At 60.3% G+C, this 15,538-nt stretch carries 13 protein-coding genes and 1 pseudogene; 10 read left to right on the top strand and 4 right to left on the bottom strand.

The genetic code is table 11. The features are described 5' to 3' along the window. Nucleotides 1–5 precede the first annotated feature (5 nt). The gene (gene gltB, locus NCN06_RS07010; RefSeq protein ID WP_250398790.1) at nt 6–4,607 is read right to left on the bottom strand and encodes a glutamate synthase large subunit; all 4,602 of its coding nucleotides are present in this window, start codon (nt 4,605–4,607) and stop codon (nt 6–8) included. A gap of 102 nt (nt 4,608–4,709) precedes the next feature. Here gltB and NCN06_RS07005 point away from each other — a divergent pair, with 102 nt between their 5' ends. The 9 genes from NCN06_RS07005 (at nt 4,710) to NCN06_RS06965 (ending at nt 13,203) form a co-directional block, all read left to right on the top strand. Further along, on the top strand, nt 4,710–6,407 hold the full coding sequence (locus NCN06_RS07005; protein WP_250398789.1) for a phosphodiester glycosidase family protein: 1,698 nt from the start codon (nt 4,710–4,712) through the stop codon (nt 6,405–6,407). A gap of 34 nt (nt 6,408–6,441) precedes the next feature. Continuing rightward, nucleotides 6,442–6,768: an AIR synthase gene (locus tag NCN06_RS07000; RefSeq protein WP_115022735.1), complete on the top strand. Its 327-nt coding sequence runs from the start codon at nt 6,442–6,444 to the stop codon at nt 6,766–6,768. A gap of 72 nt (nt 6,769–6,840) precedes the next feature. After that, entirely contained in the window at nt 6,841–7,215 is a 375-nt protein-coding gene (rpsL, locus tag NCN06_RS06995; RefSeq protein WP_006850614.1) for a 30S ribosomal protein S12, read from the top strand. 41 nt (nt 7,216–7,256) lie between these two features. Beyond that, nucleotides 7,257–7,727: a 30S ribosomal protein S7 gene (gene rpsG, locus NCN06_RS06990; RefSeq protein ID WP_115022733.1), complete on the top strand. Its 471-nt coding sequence runs from the start codon at nt 7,257–7,259 to the stop codon at nt 7,725–7,727. A gap of 90 nt (nt 7,728–7,817) precedes the next feature. After that, the gene (gene fusA, locus NCN06_RS06985) at nt 7,818–9,893 is read left to right on the top strand and encodes an elongation factor G (RefSeq protein ID WP_115022731.1); all 2,076 of its coding nucleotides are present in this window, start codon (nt 7,818–7,820) and stop codon (nt 9,891–9,893) included. A gap of 44 nt (nt 9,894–9,937) precedes the next feature. Continuing rightward, nucleotides 9,938–11,137, top strand: a complete 1,200-nt coding sequence (gene tuf / locus NCN06_RS06980) for an elongation factor Tu (protein WP_226397938.1) — start codon at nt 9,938–9,940, stop codon at nt 11,135–11,137. A 121-nt stretch (nt 11,138–11,258) separates the two neighbouring features. Beyond that, complete coding sequence (gene rpsJ, locus NCN06_RS06975; RefSeq protein WP_011363346.1) at nt 11,259–11,579, top strand: 30S ribosomal protein S10; 321 nt, start codon at nt 11,259–11,261, stop codon at nt 11,577–11,579. 56 nt (nt 11,580–11,635) lie between these two features. Next, nucleotides 11,636–12,271, top strand: a complete 636-nt coding sequence (locus tag NCN06_RS06970; RefSeq protein WP_115022728.1) for an LON peptidase substrate-binding domain-containing protein — start codon at nt 11,636–11,638, stop codon at nt 12,269–12,271. After that, nucleotides 12,271–13,203 (top strand): methyltransferase domain-containing protein, encoded by a 933-nt coding sequence (locus tag NCN06_RS06965; protein ID WP_226397937.1) that lies wholly within the window; start codon nt 12,271–12,273, stop codon nt 13,201–13,203. The genes NCN06_RS06970 and NCN06_RS06965 overlap by 1 nt, the downstream gene beginning before the upstream one ends. Nucleotides 13,204–13,240: 37 nt before the next feature. Here the strand turns inward: NCN06_RS06965 and pheA are convergent, their stop codons facing one another. Continuing rightward, a complete protein-coding gene (gene pheA / locus NCN06_RS06960) occupies nt 13,241–14,083 on the bottom strand; it encodes a prephenate dehydratase (protein ID WP_226397936.1) in 843 nt (280 codons plus the stop codon). A 52-nt stretch (nt 14,084–14,135) separates the two neighbouring features. On the opposite strand from pheA, the gene NCN06_RS06955 reads away from it, so the two are divergent. Further along, nucleotides 14,136–14,711: a DUF1997 domain-containing protein gene (locus NCN06_RS06955; protein WP_226409150.1), complete on the top strand. Its 576-nt coding sequence runs from the start codon at nt 14,136–14,138 to the stop codon at nt 14,709–14,711. Here NCN06_RS06955 and NCN06_RS06950 read toward each other — a convergent pair. Both NCN06_RS06950 and NCN06_RS06945 read right to left on the bottom strand, forming a co-directional pair. Then, nucleotides 14,658–15,257: a ribonuclease HII gene (locus NCN06_RS06950; protein WP_226397935.1), complete on the bottom strand. Its 600-nt coding sequence runs from the start codon at nt 15,255–15,257 to the stop codon at nt 14,658–14,660. The two genes, NCN06_RS06955 and NCN06_RS06950, sit on opposite strands and share 54 nt — an antisense overlap. Before the next feature lie 5 nt (nt 15,258–15,262). Further along, nucleotides 15,263–15,538, bottom strand: a pseudogene (locus NCN06_RS06945) (Rne/Rng family ribonuclease); the annotation flags it as partial.

The following is a 15,538-nucleotide window of genomic DNA, read 5'->3' as shown; positions in this document are numbered from 1 at the left end:
CGGCGCTAGGCGGCCACAGCCTGCTTAACGGCCAATCCCATGGGTTCCCGCTCGCTTGGTGGGACCAACACCTTGAAGCGATGCTTCGCCTCAGACCAGTTGGCCAAGAGATCGGCAGCCTTTTCGCTGCCCGTTAGATCCACATGCTGTTGCAGCAGGCCCTTCAGCAGCGTCTCCTGCTCATGGGTGGTGATGGTGCAGACCTCAACAATCTCCGGGTTAACCCGAGGCGCGACACGGCCCTCCTCATCCAGCAAGAAGGCCACACCACCGGTCATGCCAGCACCGATATTGCGGCCGGTGCTTCCGAGGACAACCACCACACCACCGGTCATGTACTCACAGCAGTGGTCACCAGCGCCTTCCACCACGGTGCGGGCTCCACTGTTGCGAACGCCGAAGCGCTCGCCAGCCCGGCCATGAGCAAACAGCTCACCACCGGTGGCCCCATAGAGACAGGTGTTGCCGAGGATCACCTGATCCCCTGGAGAGGCAGAACCGTCAGAAGGCACCAGGGTGATGCGACCACTGTTCATGCCCTTGCCGACGTAGTCGTTGGCCTCACCCTCAAGACGAACCTGCATGCCCTGCACCAGGAAAGCCCCAAAGCTCTGGCCCGCGGCACCACGGAACGTCAGATCGAGCTGTCCATTGAATCCGCAGTTGCCATGACGCTGGGCAATTTCACCAGCCAGACGTGCACAGACACTGCGATCGGTATTGATGATCTCGATGCTGCGGCTGACGGCACCGTGGTTCTCCAGCGCTGCCATGAGGTCAACATCGGCGAGCAGCTGATCCTCAAGAATCAGACCATTGCCGTGAGCCTGATCACTGTGACGAAGCCAGGACCGATCCGCAGCGCCACTGATCGGAGCGATCAGGCCAGATAGATCCACACAGTTTGTCTTGGCCAGATCGACGGAACGAGCCTTGAGCAGATCCGTACGGCCAATCAGCTCTTCCAGGCGGGTAACGCCGAGCAGACTCATCAGCTGCCGCACTTCCTCGGCGACATACCAGAAAAAGTTGACGACGTGCTCAGGTACACCGTTGAAGCGCTTGCGCAGGTTCTCCTTCTGCGTGGCAACCCCGACAGGGCAATTGTTGGTGTGGCAGACACGAGCCATGACGCAGCCCTCAGCGATCATGGCGATCGACCCGAACCCGTACTCTTCCGCGCCGAGCAGGGCAGCGATCATGACGTCCCAGCCGGTTTTCAGACCTCCATCAGCACGCAGCAGGACCCGATCGCGCAGACCGTTTTCCACCAGAGAGCGATGCACCTCGGTCAGGCCCAGTTCCCATGGACTGCCGGCGTGCTTAATCGAACTCAGGGGAGATGCTCCCGTGCCCCCGTCGTGACCCGAGATCTGGATCACATCCGCGTTGGCCTTCGCCACGCCCGCAGCGATGGTGCCAATGCCGATCTCGGCCACCAGCTTCACGCTCACAGGAGCAGCAGGATGCACCTGGTGCAGGTCATGAATCAACTGCGCCAGGTCCTCAATGGAATAGATGTCGTGATGCGGCGGCGGCGAAATCAAGGCCACTCCTGGCTTGCTGTTGCGCAGCCAGGCGATGTACTTATCGACCTTCGGCCCAGGCAGTTGGCCCCCTTCACCGGGCTTGGCCCCCTGGGCCACCTTGATCTCCAGTTGTTTGCCACTGCGCAGGTATTCAGCCGTCACACCGAAACGCCCTGAAGCCACCTGCTTGATCGCCGAACAAGCGGTGTCGCCATTGCGAAGCCCGCCGATGCTGGGGAATGCGGCGGACCGTCCTTCCCCATCCACATCCTTGAGGATCTGGAAACGTGCGGGGTCTTCACCACCTTCACCGCTGTTGCTCTTGCCACCGATGCGATTCATCGCCACGGCCAGCACTTCATGGGCTTCCCGGGACAGCGCACCGAGGCTCATCCCCCCCGTACAGAAGCGGGTGCAGATGCTCTCCACACTCTCCACCTGGTCGAGCGGCACCGGGGTGGGCGCCAGCTTGAACTCCAACAGGTCCCGCAGGGCCATCACCGGGCGGTTCTCCAAGAGCGCCTGGTAAGTGGAGAAGTGGTCATAACCAGGGCCCTGGGCCACTGCCTTGTGCAGCGCCTTGGAAAGCTCGGGGTTATTGCGGTGGTATTCAGCACCACTGCGGTACTGAACAAAGCCCATGAACTCAAGCTTGCTGCGGTTGAGCTCGGGGAAGGCCTTGGCATGCATCGAGAGCGTTTCATTCGCCAACTCGGAGAGCGTCATGCCTGCAACACGGCTCGTTGTCCCGGTGAAGGCGGTCTCCACCACATCCGCACCTAGTCCAATCGCTTCAAAGATCTGGGCGCCGTGATAGCTGGCCAGCAATGAGATTCCAATTTTGGAGAGGATCTTCCGGAGACCGTTCTCCAGCGACAAACGCACATTGGCCTGCGCCTGATCGACATCCAGGGCTGGCAACTTGCCCTGTTCGATCCGCTTCTTGGTCTTGGGATGCTCCAGCCAGTGGCGCGTTGTCTCCCAGGTGAGCCACGGGCAGACGGCACTGGCGCCGTAGCCGATCAGACACGCCATGTGATGGGTGCTCCAGCACTGGGCGGTATCGACCACAAGAGAGCACTGCAGACGCAACTTCTGGCGCAACAGATGGTGGTGAACAGCACCCACGGCCAGCAAGGCCGGCATTGCCACCGTTGTGGGCGTCAGCTGTGCCGCCGCCCCCGTGCTGCTAACCCGATCGGAGAGCACCAGCACCTGTGCACCGTCGCGCACCGCCTGTTCCGCAAGGCTGCAAAGCGCATCAATGGCCTTCTGAAGGCCTCCCGCGCAGGACTCCACTGCCACCTGGGTGGACACGGTCTGGACGGGCAAACCTTGCTGACTGATGGCCGCTAGTTCCGCCTCATTCAGAACAGGAGTCTCGAGGTGGATCACTGAAGCCGCTTCCGGCTGGGGCTTCAGGGCCGGCCGGCGTTCACCCAGATGCATCTCCAGGCTCATCACCAGCTTTTCCCTCAAGGGATCAATCGGTGGGTTCGTGACCTGGGCGAAGCGCTGCTTGAAATAGTCGTAGAGCAGGTGCGGCTTATCGGAAAGCACCGCCAGGGGAATGTCATCCCCCATGCAGTAAGTCGGCTCCTTGCCGAGGGCCGCCATGTCTTCAATGATCAAATCGAAGTCTTCAGCGGTGAAGCCCATGGCGGTCTGCAACCGCAGCAGGTCGAGTTCACCCACCTGTCGGTTTTGAGTCCAAGGCTGGGGTTCCACACCGCGACGATGCTGCTGCAACCAATCGGCATAGGGAAATCGACATGCCGCGTCTTCCTTAACCGACCAGTTGTCGAGCAACTCACCGCGTTCCAGATCAACGGCAACCATCTGGCCGGGGCCAAGACGTCCTTTCTGAACAATCGTCTTGCCGCTGAGGTCGACCACGCCGGTCTCAGACCCCATGATCACGAAGCCGTCTTCGGTGGTGCACCAACGCGCCGGGCGCAACCCATTGCGGTCGAGCGTGGCACCCACCCGCTTGCCGTCAGCAAAGACCAGCAGGGCTGGGCCATCCCATGGCTCCTGAATTCCCGCGTTGAATTCATACATCGCCGTCACATCGGGACGGCTGTCGAGGTCGGGCTGATTGCGGAAGGCTTCCGGAACGAGCGTGATCAGGCTGTCGGTGATCGACCGCCCACTGCGCACCATCAGCTCCAGGGTGGCGTCAAGGTTGGCGGAATCACTGAACGCAGGGTTTACCACTGGGATCAGGTCGTCTGCAGCCTCTCCCCAAACGTTCTCGAGGCTGGCTTCTGACGCCTTGGCCCAGTTGAGATTTCCCAGCAGCGTGTTGATCTCACCGTTATGACCCAAAAGCCGCATCGGCTGCGCCAGAGGCCAACGGGGCAAGGTGTTCGTGCTGAAGCGACGGTGATAGACCGCAAAACTCACCGCAAAACGTGGATCCTGCAGATCGGCGTAGTACTGCGCCAGAACCTCGGACCGGACCATGCCCTTGTAGACAACCGTCCGGCTGCTCAGGGAAGCGACATAAACCTCCTGGGCCACCTCGGCGCCAAGGGCAGCCCGCACACGGGCGCCAATCCGCCGCCGTAAGCGGAGAAGCTGCCCATCAAACCCTGCGTCGTCAGCATCGCCGTTGAGCACCCACTGCTCAATAACGGGAGCGGTGGCGCGGGCCAGGGGGCCAAGCACCGCAGAGTCCACAGGAACAATTCGCCAACCAAGCGGTTGCAAGCCGAGCGCCTTGGCCTCGTCATCACAGAGGCCTCGGACCTCGGCACGACGGGTGGCATCGGTCGGCATGAACATCATCCCGAGGCCCCGCGCTGCACCCGCCTCAGGCCAGACGGCTTTTAGGTACGTCCAGGGGATTTGACACAACACCCCTGCGCCATCGCCGGAGTCTCCATCTCCCCCACAACCGCCTCTGTGCTCCATGCATCCCAAACCACGCAGGGCCTGCTCCAACACCCAATGGCTGGCCTGTCCCTGGAGCTGGGCCAAAAAGCCAACTCCACAAGCATCCTTCTCACCCGCAACAACCTCGGGCGCAGGGCTGTCGCAGTAAGGCCAGACAGCGGAACGGATGGCTTCAGTCATAGGGAACTCAACCGGACGGTCGCATGGGCCTGCAGCTTCGAGCTCTGCAGAAACCATCTCGAGGGACGATCCTAGGCAGGCGCCTCTCCGCCAAGGCATTTCATGCTGGCCTTTGCCCCACTTTCCGCGCCACCGCCCGCGCCACCTCCAGAGCTGCGCTTTGTGCCGAAGCAAAGTGGCGATGAAGTCCTCATCGGCCGAGAGCGCAGCAAAGCGGTTTGGCTTTGGAGGGGCAGCGACACAGCAACAGAGGAACTCTGGCTGCCCTTGGAGCTCTTGGAATCCCGGCTGGGTTTCAGGCGCGTTGCTCGCATCGACGGAGAGGCACTGGAATGGTTCGGTCGAACCGTCCCCCTGGCTTCGTTAGAGACCCGTTCCCTCGGGGATGAAGTCGGTCTCGAAGTGAGCGACTGGCTAACCGAGATCGGTGTTACCACCCAAGTGAACGGAAGCAGCCTGACGCTTCGGCTGCCCACCCCAACCGTGAACAACCTGCGCCGCGGCAAGGGTTCAACAGCCGATCGTTTGGTGCTTGACCTGAACGGACCCGCCTTGGTGCAGCAGCTGAACGGTGACCTGTTGCTGGAGCTCAAGGTCTCGCCGTCACAGAAACGTCAGCTCAAAGCGTGGGGGCTCGCTCCTCAGCAGCGTCGTGACGGCGGCCTTGTGCTGCAGGGACAAGCCACAAAGCTACGGAGCTTGAGCCTGTCGTCTCCCTGGCGATTGGTGCTGGACGGTGTGCTGGTCGGCGGCCGCCGCCAACCCCCAAGCGCACGCCTGCCCCTAAGCAATCCAACTGTTGCCGCGTTGCTCAGGCGGGGCTTTGTGCTGGAGCAACGCACGATCAAGGTAGGGGTGAAACCCATCCAGGTGTTTCGTGCTGGCGGTGACCTGAGAGGCCTCGGGATCACCCTGCAGCCCCTGGCCAAGACCGAACAGCAACAGGGCCTGCAGTTTCTTCCGCAGCTCTCCCAACCCGCAGGGGCGCTGGTCGCCGTGAACGGAGGGTTTTTCAACCGGATCAATCAACTCCCCCTTGGAGCCCTGCGGCGCGAGGGGGTCTGGCTATCGGGACCGATTTTGAACCGCGGCGTCATCGCTTGGGGATCGTCAGGAGATCTGCAGTTCGGCCGACTTCGCCTGGACCAAACGTTGCAGGTGAACAACGGTCAGCACTGGGGCATCAAAGCGATCAACAGCGGCTACGTCCAAAAGGGACTGAGCCTTTACACACCGGCCTGGGGCCCCCGCTACCGGGCCTTGAGCGGTGAAGAGGAAGCACTCTTGATTCGCGGTGGCCGCGTCGAGGCAACGTTCGAGCAAACCAACCTGCAGCGCGGGATTTCCATCCCACAGGACGCTGAGTTGGTGGTGGCTCGCGGGCGCACCCCACTACCAGCGCGACCTGGCGATCGGATCCTGGTGAGATCACGGGCTAGCTCATCCCTCGCCCAACAGCCGAATGTGCTGGGCGGCGGTCCACTCCTGATGCAGAACGGGCGGGTGGTTCTGAATGGACGCCAAGAAGGCTTTAGTCCCGGCTTCATGAGCTTGGCCGCACCGCGGACCGTGGTGGCCCAAGGGCAGAGCGGTCAATGGCTAATGACCCTGCGTGGTGCCTCTGGCAGTGATCCCACGCTTGTGGAAACAGCACTGGCAGCCCAACAACTGGGCCTACGTGATGCGTTGAATATGGATGGCGGCAGTTCGACAACCCTCGTCGTGGCAGGTCAAACCGTGATGAACGGTCGTGGCAGCACCCCGAGAGTTCACAACGGACTGGGGCTTATCCCCCTCTGAGACCTGCAACAGTGGGGAACCCAAGAAACTGAGCATGGCTGCCAATTTGCGGCTGACCGCTGCCGCTGCTGCCGAGCTAGGGCGTCAGGCTGCCGTGGCAGGAACACCCGGGCAAATGCATCTCGACGTCACTCCAGGGGAATGCGCACAGCATGTGCTGCGCATTCGAGCAGGACATTTGGCCGGTATTGCCATTGCAAGGGCCGATGGAGTGACGCTGCACGCCCCTGCAGAGCAGCTCAAATTGCTCGAGGGTCTTTGTCTGGACTACCGCGGCGACCTCAGTGGTGGCGGATTTCTGATCCGCAGCAGCGACGGTGTTGAACCCTGTGCCTGTGGCAGTGCCTTCAGCCGCGTCTGAAAGGGGACCGTCACCCAGTATCGTGGTCGATTGTCGAATCAGGTCGGGAGTCCGACCGCTCACCGACCATCGATGCCAACCATCCAACAGCTGATCCGCACTGAGCGCTCACGCCTCAAGGCCAAGACAAAGTCCCCGGCCCTGAAATCGTGTCCGGAACGTCGCGGTGTTTGCACCCGCGTCTACACCTCAACGCCGAAAAAGCCCAATTCGGCTTTGCGCAAGGTGGCTCGTGTGCGCCTTACTTCCGGCTTTGAAGTCACGGCTTATATCGGTGGCGTCGGTCACAACCTGCAGGAGCACTCGGTCGTTTTGATCCGTGGTGGTCGTGTCAAGGACCTCCCTGGCGTCCGCTATCACATCATTCGCGGAACCCTGGATACAGCTGGCGTGAAAGACCGGCGTCAGTCCCGCTCCAAGTACGGCGCCAAGGCTCCCAAGGAGTGATCACCGGTTTCTTCCTCATTCCCACAACGTTCTGATCCCTAATGTCCCGCCGCAACGCCGCTGAAAAGCGCCCGATTCTTCCCGATCCGCAGTTCAACAGCCGCCTCGCCACGATGATGGTGGTACGCCTGATGCAGCACGGCAAGAAGTCCACAGCGCAACGGATCCTGTCCGACGCGTTCGGGCTGATCAATGAGCGCACCGGCGGAGATCCGCTCGAACTGTTCGAAACTGCCGTCAAGAACGCCACTCCATTGGTGGAAGTGCGCGCTCGCCGGGTTGGTGGCGCCACCTATCAGGTGCCCATGGAAGTGCGCCAGGAGCGCGGAACGGCCATGGCCCTGCGCTGGCTTGTGAGCTTTTCCCGTGCCCGCAATGGTCGGAGCATGGCCCAGAAGTTGGCTGGCGAATTGATGGATGCTGCCAATGAGGCTGGCAGCGCCGTTCGCAAGCGCGAAGAGACCCACAAAATGGCCGAAGCCAACAAAGCCTTCGCCCACTACCGCTACTGAGCCTTTCAGGCCAGCCCGTCAACACAGATGTTCATGGCTGACCTGTAGAGTCTCCCCGCCTTTTCACGCCCCACCCCCGGAGAATTTCCTGTGGCCCGCGACTTCCCCCTGGAACGCGTCAGAAATATTGGTATCGCTGCTCACATCGATGCCGGAAAAACCACCACTACCGAACGGATCCTGTTCTATTCCGGTGTGGTGCACAAAATCGGCGAAGTGCATGACGGCGCTGCAGTCACCGACTGGATGGCCCAGGAGCGGGAACGTGGCATCACGATCACGGCAGCTGCCATTTCGACGTCTTGGCAGGACCATCGGATCAACATCATTGACACGCCTGGTCACGTGGACTTCACCATTGAGGTGGAGCGTTCCATGCGTGTGCTAGATGGTGTGATCGCCGTCTTCTGCGCCGTTGGTGGTGTTCAGCCCCAATCCGAGACCGTTTGGCGTCAGGCGGATCGCTACTCCGTCCCCCGGATGGTGTTCGTCAACAAGATGGACCGCACCGGTGCGGACTTCCTCAAGGTTCACGGCCAGATCAAGGATCGCCTCAAGGCCAATGCTGTCCCGATCCAGCTTCCGATCGGGGCTGAAGGTGAACTGAGCGGCATCATCGATCTCGTTGCCAACAAGGCGTACATCTATAAGAACGATCTCGGCACCGATATCGAAGAGGCCGAGGTGCCGGCTGCTATGGCCGACGAGGTGGCCGAATGGCGAAACACCTTGATGGAAACCGTCGCCGAAACCGACGAGTCTCTGATCGAGAAGTTCCTCGAGAGCGGCGAACTCAGCGTTGATGAGCTCAAGCAAGGCATTCGCGAAGGCGTGCTGAAGCACGGTCTTGTACCCATGCTCTGCGGCTCTGCCTTCAAGAACAAAGGCGTGCAGCTGGTGCTCGACGCCGTGATCGACTACCTGCCAGCTCCTGTCGATGTCCCCCCCATCCAGGGTGTGCTTCCCGACGGCAGCGAAGCCGTGCGTCCTTCCGACGACAGCGCTCCTTTCAGTGCCCTCGCCTTCAAGGTGATGGCCGATCCTTACGGCAAACTCACCTTCGTCCGGATGTACTCCGGCGTGCTGGAGAAAGGCAGTTATGTGCTCAACTCCACCAAGGGAGAGAAGGAGCGCATCTCTCGTCTTGTGGTGCTGAAGGCGGATGACCGCGAAGAAGTCGATGCCCTGCGAGCCGGAGACCTCGGCGCGGTGCTGGGTCTGAAGAACACCACCACAGGTGACACCCTGTGCACCCAGGACGATCCCATCGTTCTTGAGACCCTGTTCATCCCCGAACCGGTGATCTCAGTGGCCGTGGAGCCCAAGACCAAGGGAGACATGGAAAAACTCTCCAAGGCACTTGTGTCTTTGGCAGAGGAAGACCCCACGTTCCGCGTCAATACTGACTCTGAAACCGGTCAGACCGTGATCGCCGGCATGGGCGAGCTCCACCTGGAAATCTTGGTGGACCGCATGCTGCGCGAATTCAAGGTGGAAGCCAACATCGGCGCACCTCAGGTGTCCTATCGCGAAACCATCCGTGGTTCCGCAGGTGGCGAAGGCAAGTTCTCTCGTCAGACCGGTGGTAAGGGTCAATACGGCCACGTCGTGATCGAAATGGAACCGGGTGAGCCCGGCTCCGGCTTCGAATTCGTCAACAAGATCGTGGGCGGTGTCGTTCCGAAGGAATACATCAAGCCCGCCGAGCAGGGCATGAAAGAGACCTGCGAATCCGGTGTGATCGCCGGATATCCGCTGATCGATGTGAAATGCACGATGGTGCATGGCTCATATCACGACGTCGACTCTTCGGAGATGGCGTTCAAGATCGCCGGATCCATGGCCTTCAAGGACGGCGTCAAGAAGTGCAATCCTGTGCTGCTTGAACCGATGATGAAGGTCGAGGTCGAAGTCCCCGAGGATTTCCTCGGTTCGATCATCGGCGACCTGTCCTCCCGTCGAGGTCAGGTTGAAGGCCAGTCCGTCGATGACGGCACGTCCAAAATCTCGGCCAAGGTGCCCCTTGCCGAGATGTTCGGTTACGCCACCGAGCTCCGCTCCATGACCCAGGGCCGGGGCATTTTCTCGATGGAATTCGACAATTACGCCGAAGTTCCTCGCAATGTGGCCGAGGCCATCATCTCCAAGAATCAGGGCAATTCCTGATCTCTAAACTCCTCCAAACCCAACCCTCGATTCTTTAAACACCCATGGCACGCGAGAAGTTCGAAAGGAACAAGCCCCACGTCAACATCGGCACCATCGGCCACGTTGACCACGGCAAGACCACCCTCACCGCCGCGATCACCAACGTGCTCGCCAAGAAGGGTCAGGCTGAAGTTCAGAACTATGCCGACATCGACGGCGCCCCCGAAGAGCGTGAGCGCGGCATCACCATCAACACCGCTCACGTTGAGTACGAAACAGAGTCACGTCACTACGCTCACGTGGACTGCCCTGGCCACGCGGACTATGTGAAGAACATGATCACCGGTGCCGCTCAAATGGACGGCGCCATCCTGGTGTGTGCTGCTACCGACGGCCCCATGGCCCAGACCAAGGAGCACATCCTTTTGGCCAAGCAGGTGGGCGTTCCCGCTCTGGTTGTTGCACTGAACAAGTGCGACATGGTCGATGACGAAGAGATCATCGAACTGGTGGAAATGGAGATCCGTGAACTGCTCTCCAGCTACGACTTCCCCGGCGATGACATCCCTGTCGTTCAGGTGTCTGGCCTGAAGGCCATCGAAGGCGAGGCTGCCTGGGAAGCCAAGATCGAGGAACTGATGGCGGCTGTTGACGCCAGCATTCCTGAGCCTGAGCGGGAAGTGGACAAGCCCTTCCTGATGGCTGTGGAAGACGTCTTCTCCATCACCGGTCGTGGCACCGTGGCCACCGGCCGTATTGAGCGCGGCATCGTCAAAGTCGGCGAAGAAATCGAAATCGTCGGTATTCGCGAGCCTCGGAAGACAACCGTCACCGGTGTGGAAATGTTCCGCAAGCTGCTCGACGAGGGCATGGCTGGCGACAACGTTGGTCTGCTGCTGCGTGGCATCCAGAAGGAAGACATCGAACGCGGCATGGTGCTGGTGAAGCCTGGCTCCATCACCCCTCACACCAAATTCGAAGGTCAGGTGTATGTCCTGAAGAAAGAAGAAGGCGGCCGCCACACTCCTTTCTTCGCTGGCTACCGCCCGCAGTTCTACATCCGTACAACTGACGTGACCGGCCAGATCACCGCCTTCACCGCTGAAGACGGCAGCAATGTCGAAATGGTGATGCCTGGTGACAACATCCAGATGACCGGTGAGCTGATCTGTCCTGTTGCGATGGAAACCGGCATGCGTTTCGCTATCCGCGAAGGCGGCCGCACCATCGGTGCTGGCGTGGTCTCCAAGATCATCGAGTGATCAGCGCGAGCTGAACCACAAAGCAGGAGATGGAGGGGCTCCGCCCCCCATCTCCTACATTTCTAAGAACCTCGACAACTGAAGTCCTGCTTCGTCTTCGGAGCTCTTTCGCCTCTCTCCTATGTCCACTGCCATCGCTCAGCAGAAGATCCGCATCCGCCTTAAGGCGTTTGACCGCCGCATGCTGGATCTGTCTTGCGAGAAAATCATTGAAACGGCCGATAACACCGCTGCAACTGCCATCGGTCCGATCCCCCTGCCCACGAAACGCAAGATCTACTGCGTTCTGCGCTCCCCCCACGTGGACAAGGACTCCCGCGAGCACTTCGAGACCCGCACGCACCGTCGGATTATCGACATCTACAGCCCTTCAGCCAAAACCATCGATGCGCTGATGAAGCTTGATCTCCCCAGTGGTGTGGACATCGAAGTGAAGCTCTGATCCAGTCGATCAGGACTTCACTTTCCTAGGATTCAGTTGCCTACAACACGGCGTTCGTGTCCGATTTTTCCGTGAGGGAGCTTCCCCTGTTCCCCCTGCCGGACGTCGTGTTGTTCCCTCAGCAGCTCCTGCCGCTGCACATTTTTGAATCGCGTTATCGGATGCTTCTCCAGACGGTTCTGGAGACCGACAAACGATTCGGCATCGTTCGCATCAATCCTGAGAACGGCGAGATGGCCGAAATCGGGTGCTGCGCAGAGGTGCTCCAGCACCAAACCACTGAAGACGGTCGCAGCTACATCGTTTCGCTGGGCCAACAGCGGTTCCGCCTGTTGAACATCACCCGTGAAACGCCCTACAGAACAGCCATGGTGAGCTGGTTGGAAGATGAGCCCGTGGCCGATGCCGAGGCACTCAACAGCTTGCGGGACAAGGTCAGCGAAGCCTTGAACGACGTCGTTCAGCTGACAAGCAAGCTGCAGAACCGAGAGGTGGAACTCCCTGATGATCTCCCTGATCTACCGCGGGAGCTGTCGTTCTGGATCAGTGCCCATCTCGACCAGGCCGCATCAGAGCAACAGAGTCTTCTGGAACTGACCGACACCCAAGAGCGTTTGAGTCAGCAGTTTGAAATGTTGGACCACACCCGACGCCAGTTGGCGGCCCGCACCGTACTGATGGATCTGAAGTGATGTTGGGATCTTTACTTGTGGTGGCCGGAGCGGCTGGAGCAACCGGGCTTGCCCTATGGCTTCGTCGCGACCGGCGCTACGAATCGTCGGAGAGTGTTGCCTCCGCCTACGACGCCTGGACGGAAGACCGTTTGTTGGAGCAACTCTGGGGGGAACATGTCCATCTCGGCCATTACGGGACCCCGCCCGGCTCCTGCGACTTCCGCGAAGCCAAGGAAGCCTTCGTTCACGAGCTTGTGCGATGGAGCGGTCTGGACCAACTTCCCGCCGGCAGCCGGGTGCTGGATGTGGGATGCGGCATCGGTGGCAGTGCCCGAATCCTGGCGCGGGATTACGGGTTGGACGTTCTCGGCATCAGCATCAGCCCAGCCCAGGTGAAGCGGGCCACGCAACTCACCCCATCAGGCCTGACCTGCCGCTTCCAGGTGATGGACGCCTTGGATCTTCAACTGCCCGATCAGAGCTTTGATGCGGTCTGGAGTGTGGAGGCAGGCCCGCACATGCCGGACAAACAGCGTTATGCCGATGAACTGCTGCGGGTGATGCGGCCGGAGGGTCTGCTTGCTGTGGCCGACTGGAACCGCCGCGACCCATCCGACGGCGGCATGACGCGACCCGAACGCTGGGTGATGCGTCAGTTGCTCAACCAGTGGGCCCATCCCGAATTCGCCAGCATCAAGGGGTTCCGCCAAAACCTCGACAACAGCGCTCACCATCGTGGTCAGATCGTTACCGATGACTGGACCCAGGCCACGCTGCCCTCATGGATTGACTCCATCGTCGAGGGCATCCGACGTCCCTGGTCTGTGCTCAGCCTGGGACCCAAAGCAGTGCTTCAAGGCCTGAGAGAAACCCCGACGTTGTTGCTCATGCACTGGGCCTTCGCCACCGGCCTGATGCAATTTGGCGTTTTTCGGATCCGTCGAGACTGATCGTCAACAACCACTGATTTTCAACAGCCACTGATTTTCAACAGCCACTGAGGTCGCTGCTGGGGTAGGCGCCGAAATGGGCGAGATGCTCACAGAGAGGCTGCAATTGAGCGATGAGTTCAGCCAGCGCATTTGAAGGCGCTGAAGGAAGGTCCACATCCACAAAAAACACGTATTCCCCCAACTCCCGTTTGGACGGACGAGATTCAATTCGGCTCATGTTCAACCCCCGCTGAGCCAAACAAGCCAGCGCCTCAAGCAGGGCCCCAGGTGCATTGCGATGCAGCGAGAACGCAAGACTGGCCACATCTCCATGTTCACTGCGTTCACCACGGCGCAACAAGAGAAAACGGGTGCGATTTCCCGCCACATCATTCACGGGAAAAGCCAACTCATCCAACCCGTGTTCGCTTGCAGCCGTCTTGGATGCAATCGCAGCACGAAAGGGACTGCCGGCCACCATGCGAGCAGCCTCAGCGGTAGACGAGGTAGGGAGCTGCAGGGCATCAGGCAAATGCTGTGCCAACCAGCCACTGCACTGGGCAAGGGCCTGCGGATGAGAGAGCACTTCCGTGACTCTGCTGAGTGGACCACTCCCCAGCAGAGCATGCTGAATCGGGAGCACCAACGCCCTTTGAATACAAAGCTCAGGATGCGACCAGAGAGCATCGAGGGTCGCTGTCACTCCCCCTTCAACTGAGTTCTCAATCGGAACAACGGCTGCATCACACTGCCCCTGGGCCAGCTGTTCCACAACCGATCGAAGACCGGTGCACGGCATCAACTGGACATCATTTAGGGCGTCCTGGTCGATCAACACCCGGGCGGCCTGCTCGCCATAGGTCCCAGCTGGACCAAGGAATGCGAGACGTGTAGGCATCGAAGCCGCACTGCATGGACTCGATAAGATCATGCCGCGTCAGGTGAAGTCCATGCCCCTGGCCTTCGAAGCCAGTCAAAAGCTTGATCTGCCTGTCAGAACCGGAGCAGAGCGGCTGCCCACCTATTTGCTTGAGGAGGAACGGGTTCTCGGAGCCCTACTAGACGCACGCCAGCTCACCCCCTTACAGCCGGGTCTTTACCGCTACGTCGTGACCAGCCTGAAGGTCTTTCAGCTCCATGTGAAGCCCGTGGTGTCGCTTCAGATCCATAGGGAAGGGGACACTCTGGTGATGCGCGCCCTGGATTGCGAACTGGAAGGCCTAGGGATCGTTGATGACTTTGCGCTGAATCTGGAAGCACGACTCGCCTGCACACCCGAGGGGCTTCAGGGGAACGCGCATCTGTCGGTCAGCGTGAGTCAACCCTCCCTGCTGAAGTTGATTCCAAAACGAGTGTTGGAGTCAACAGGGGAATCCATCCTGAGCGGCATCCTCATTGGCATCAAAACCCGTGTCGGCCAGCAGCTCATTGACGACTATCGGAGCTGGTGCGGTGCAACAGAGGCGCAACTCTCATCCCAGCAGCCGCTTCAGGAACGTCTGCCGATGCAAGGGCGTGGGGCCTGAAACCATCAAGCTCTGACGATGCTGTGCCGTGCCATAGCCCGCATGGCGCTCGAGTCCATACCCGGGGAAGCGATCGGACAAACGCCGAATGAGTGCATCTCGGGCCTCCTTGGCCAGAACGCTGGCAGCAGCGATGGCAGGTGAGCGGCTGTCGCCGGAAACAACAGTGCGCTGCGGGCCCAGCCAGAGCCTGAGGGGAAGGTTGCCATCCACAAGCACCAAGCCAGGGGATTGCGGCAGTCGCTGAAGAGCACGCAACATGGCGCGTTCAGTGGCAACGCGAATACCACTGGCGTCAATTTCTCGCGCTGAAGCCTGGCCCATGCCGGAGGCAACACACAGCGAATGAATCAAGGGAACCAAGGCAGCCCGACGTTTGGCGGAGAGTTTCTTGCTGTCGGTCAGTCCCGCCTTCAACAGGCGTTCTGCAGCTGCGCCATCCAGCACGACAGCAGCCGCAAAAACAGGTCCGAACAAGCAACCACGACCAACTTCATCCACTCCAGCCACATCCCTCCCGATGGGGAGAGACTCCTGCGGAGTCATCCGGTTCAGACCGTGGCGACAGCAGAGGAGCGGCGACGACGACGGCGGGGCTCCTCTGACTCAGCCGGTTCCGCCACCGGAGCAGGCTCCGACTCAACCGGTTCCGTAACGATCGTTGGCTCTGGTTCGCTGATCGTCAGATTGGTCACGGCCTCCAAGGGGGTGATCTCCACCATCAGGGGTGCAGTCTCATCCGGGACGGAAGACGTCACGACAACTGGAGTTTCCGTGGCAGGGGTCACGGCGGGCTGACTGACGCCATTACGTGCGCCTGAACGGCC

The organism is Synechococcus sp. MU1648, from assembly GCF_023630615.1.
Taxonomy (GTDB): Bacteria; Cyanobacteriota; Cyanobacteriia; order PCC-6307; family Cyanobiaceae; genus Parasynechococcus.
Note: the sequence above shows the minus strand (reverse complement) of the source record. Positions and strands in the feature narration are given on the sequence as shown.

Bases quoted from the DNA above. Each gene is read 5' to 3' on its own strand.
- NCN06_RS06950 (WP_226397935.1), bottom strand. From the start codon at position 15,257: ATGACTCCGCAGGAGTCTCTCCCCATCGGGAGGGATGTGGCTGGAGTG.
- pheA (WP_226397936.1), bottom strand. From the start codon at position 14,083: ATGCCTACACGTCTCGCATTCCTTGGTCCAGCTGGGACCTATGGCGAG.
- NCN06_RS06955 (WP_226409150.1), top strand. From the start codon at position 14,136: ATGCCCCTGGCCTTCGAAGCCAGTCAAAAGCTTGATCTGCCTGTCAGA.
- NCN06_RS07005 (WP_250398789.1), top strand. From the start codon at position 4,710: ATGCTGGCCTTTGCCCCACTTTCCGCGCCACCGCCCGCGCCACCTCCA.
- rpsJ (WP_011363346.1), top strand. From the start codon at position 11,259: ATGTCCACTGCCATCGCTCAGCAGAAGATCCGCATCCGCCTTAAGGCG.
- NCN06_RS06965 (WP_226397937.1), top strand. From the start codon at position 12,271: ATGTTGGGATCTTTACTTGTGGTGGCCGGAGCGGCTGGAGCAACCGGG.
- tuf (WP_226397938.1), top strand. From the start codon at position 9,938: ATGGCACGCGAGAAGTTCGAAAGGAACAAGCCCCACGTCAACATCGGC.
- NCN06_RS07000 (WP_115022735.1), top strand. From the start codon at position 6,442: ATGGCTGCCAATTTGCGGCTGACCGCTGCCGCTGCTGCCGAGCTAGGG.
- rpsG (WP_115022733.1), top strand. From the start codon at position 7,257: ATGTCCCGCCGCAACGCCGCTGAAAAGCGCCCGATTCTTCCCGATCCG.
- rpsL (WP_006850614.1), top strand. From the start codon at position 6,841: ATGCCAACCATCCAACAGCTGATCCGCACTGAGCGCTCACGCCTCAAG.
- gltB (WP_250398790.1), bottom strand. From the start codon at position 4,607: ATGACTGAAGCCATCCGTTCCGCTGTCTGGCCTTACTGCGACAGCCCT.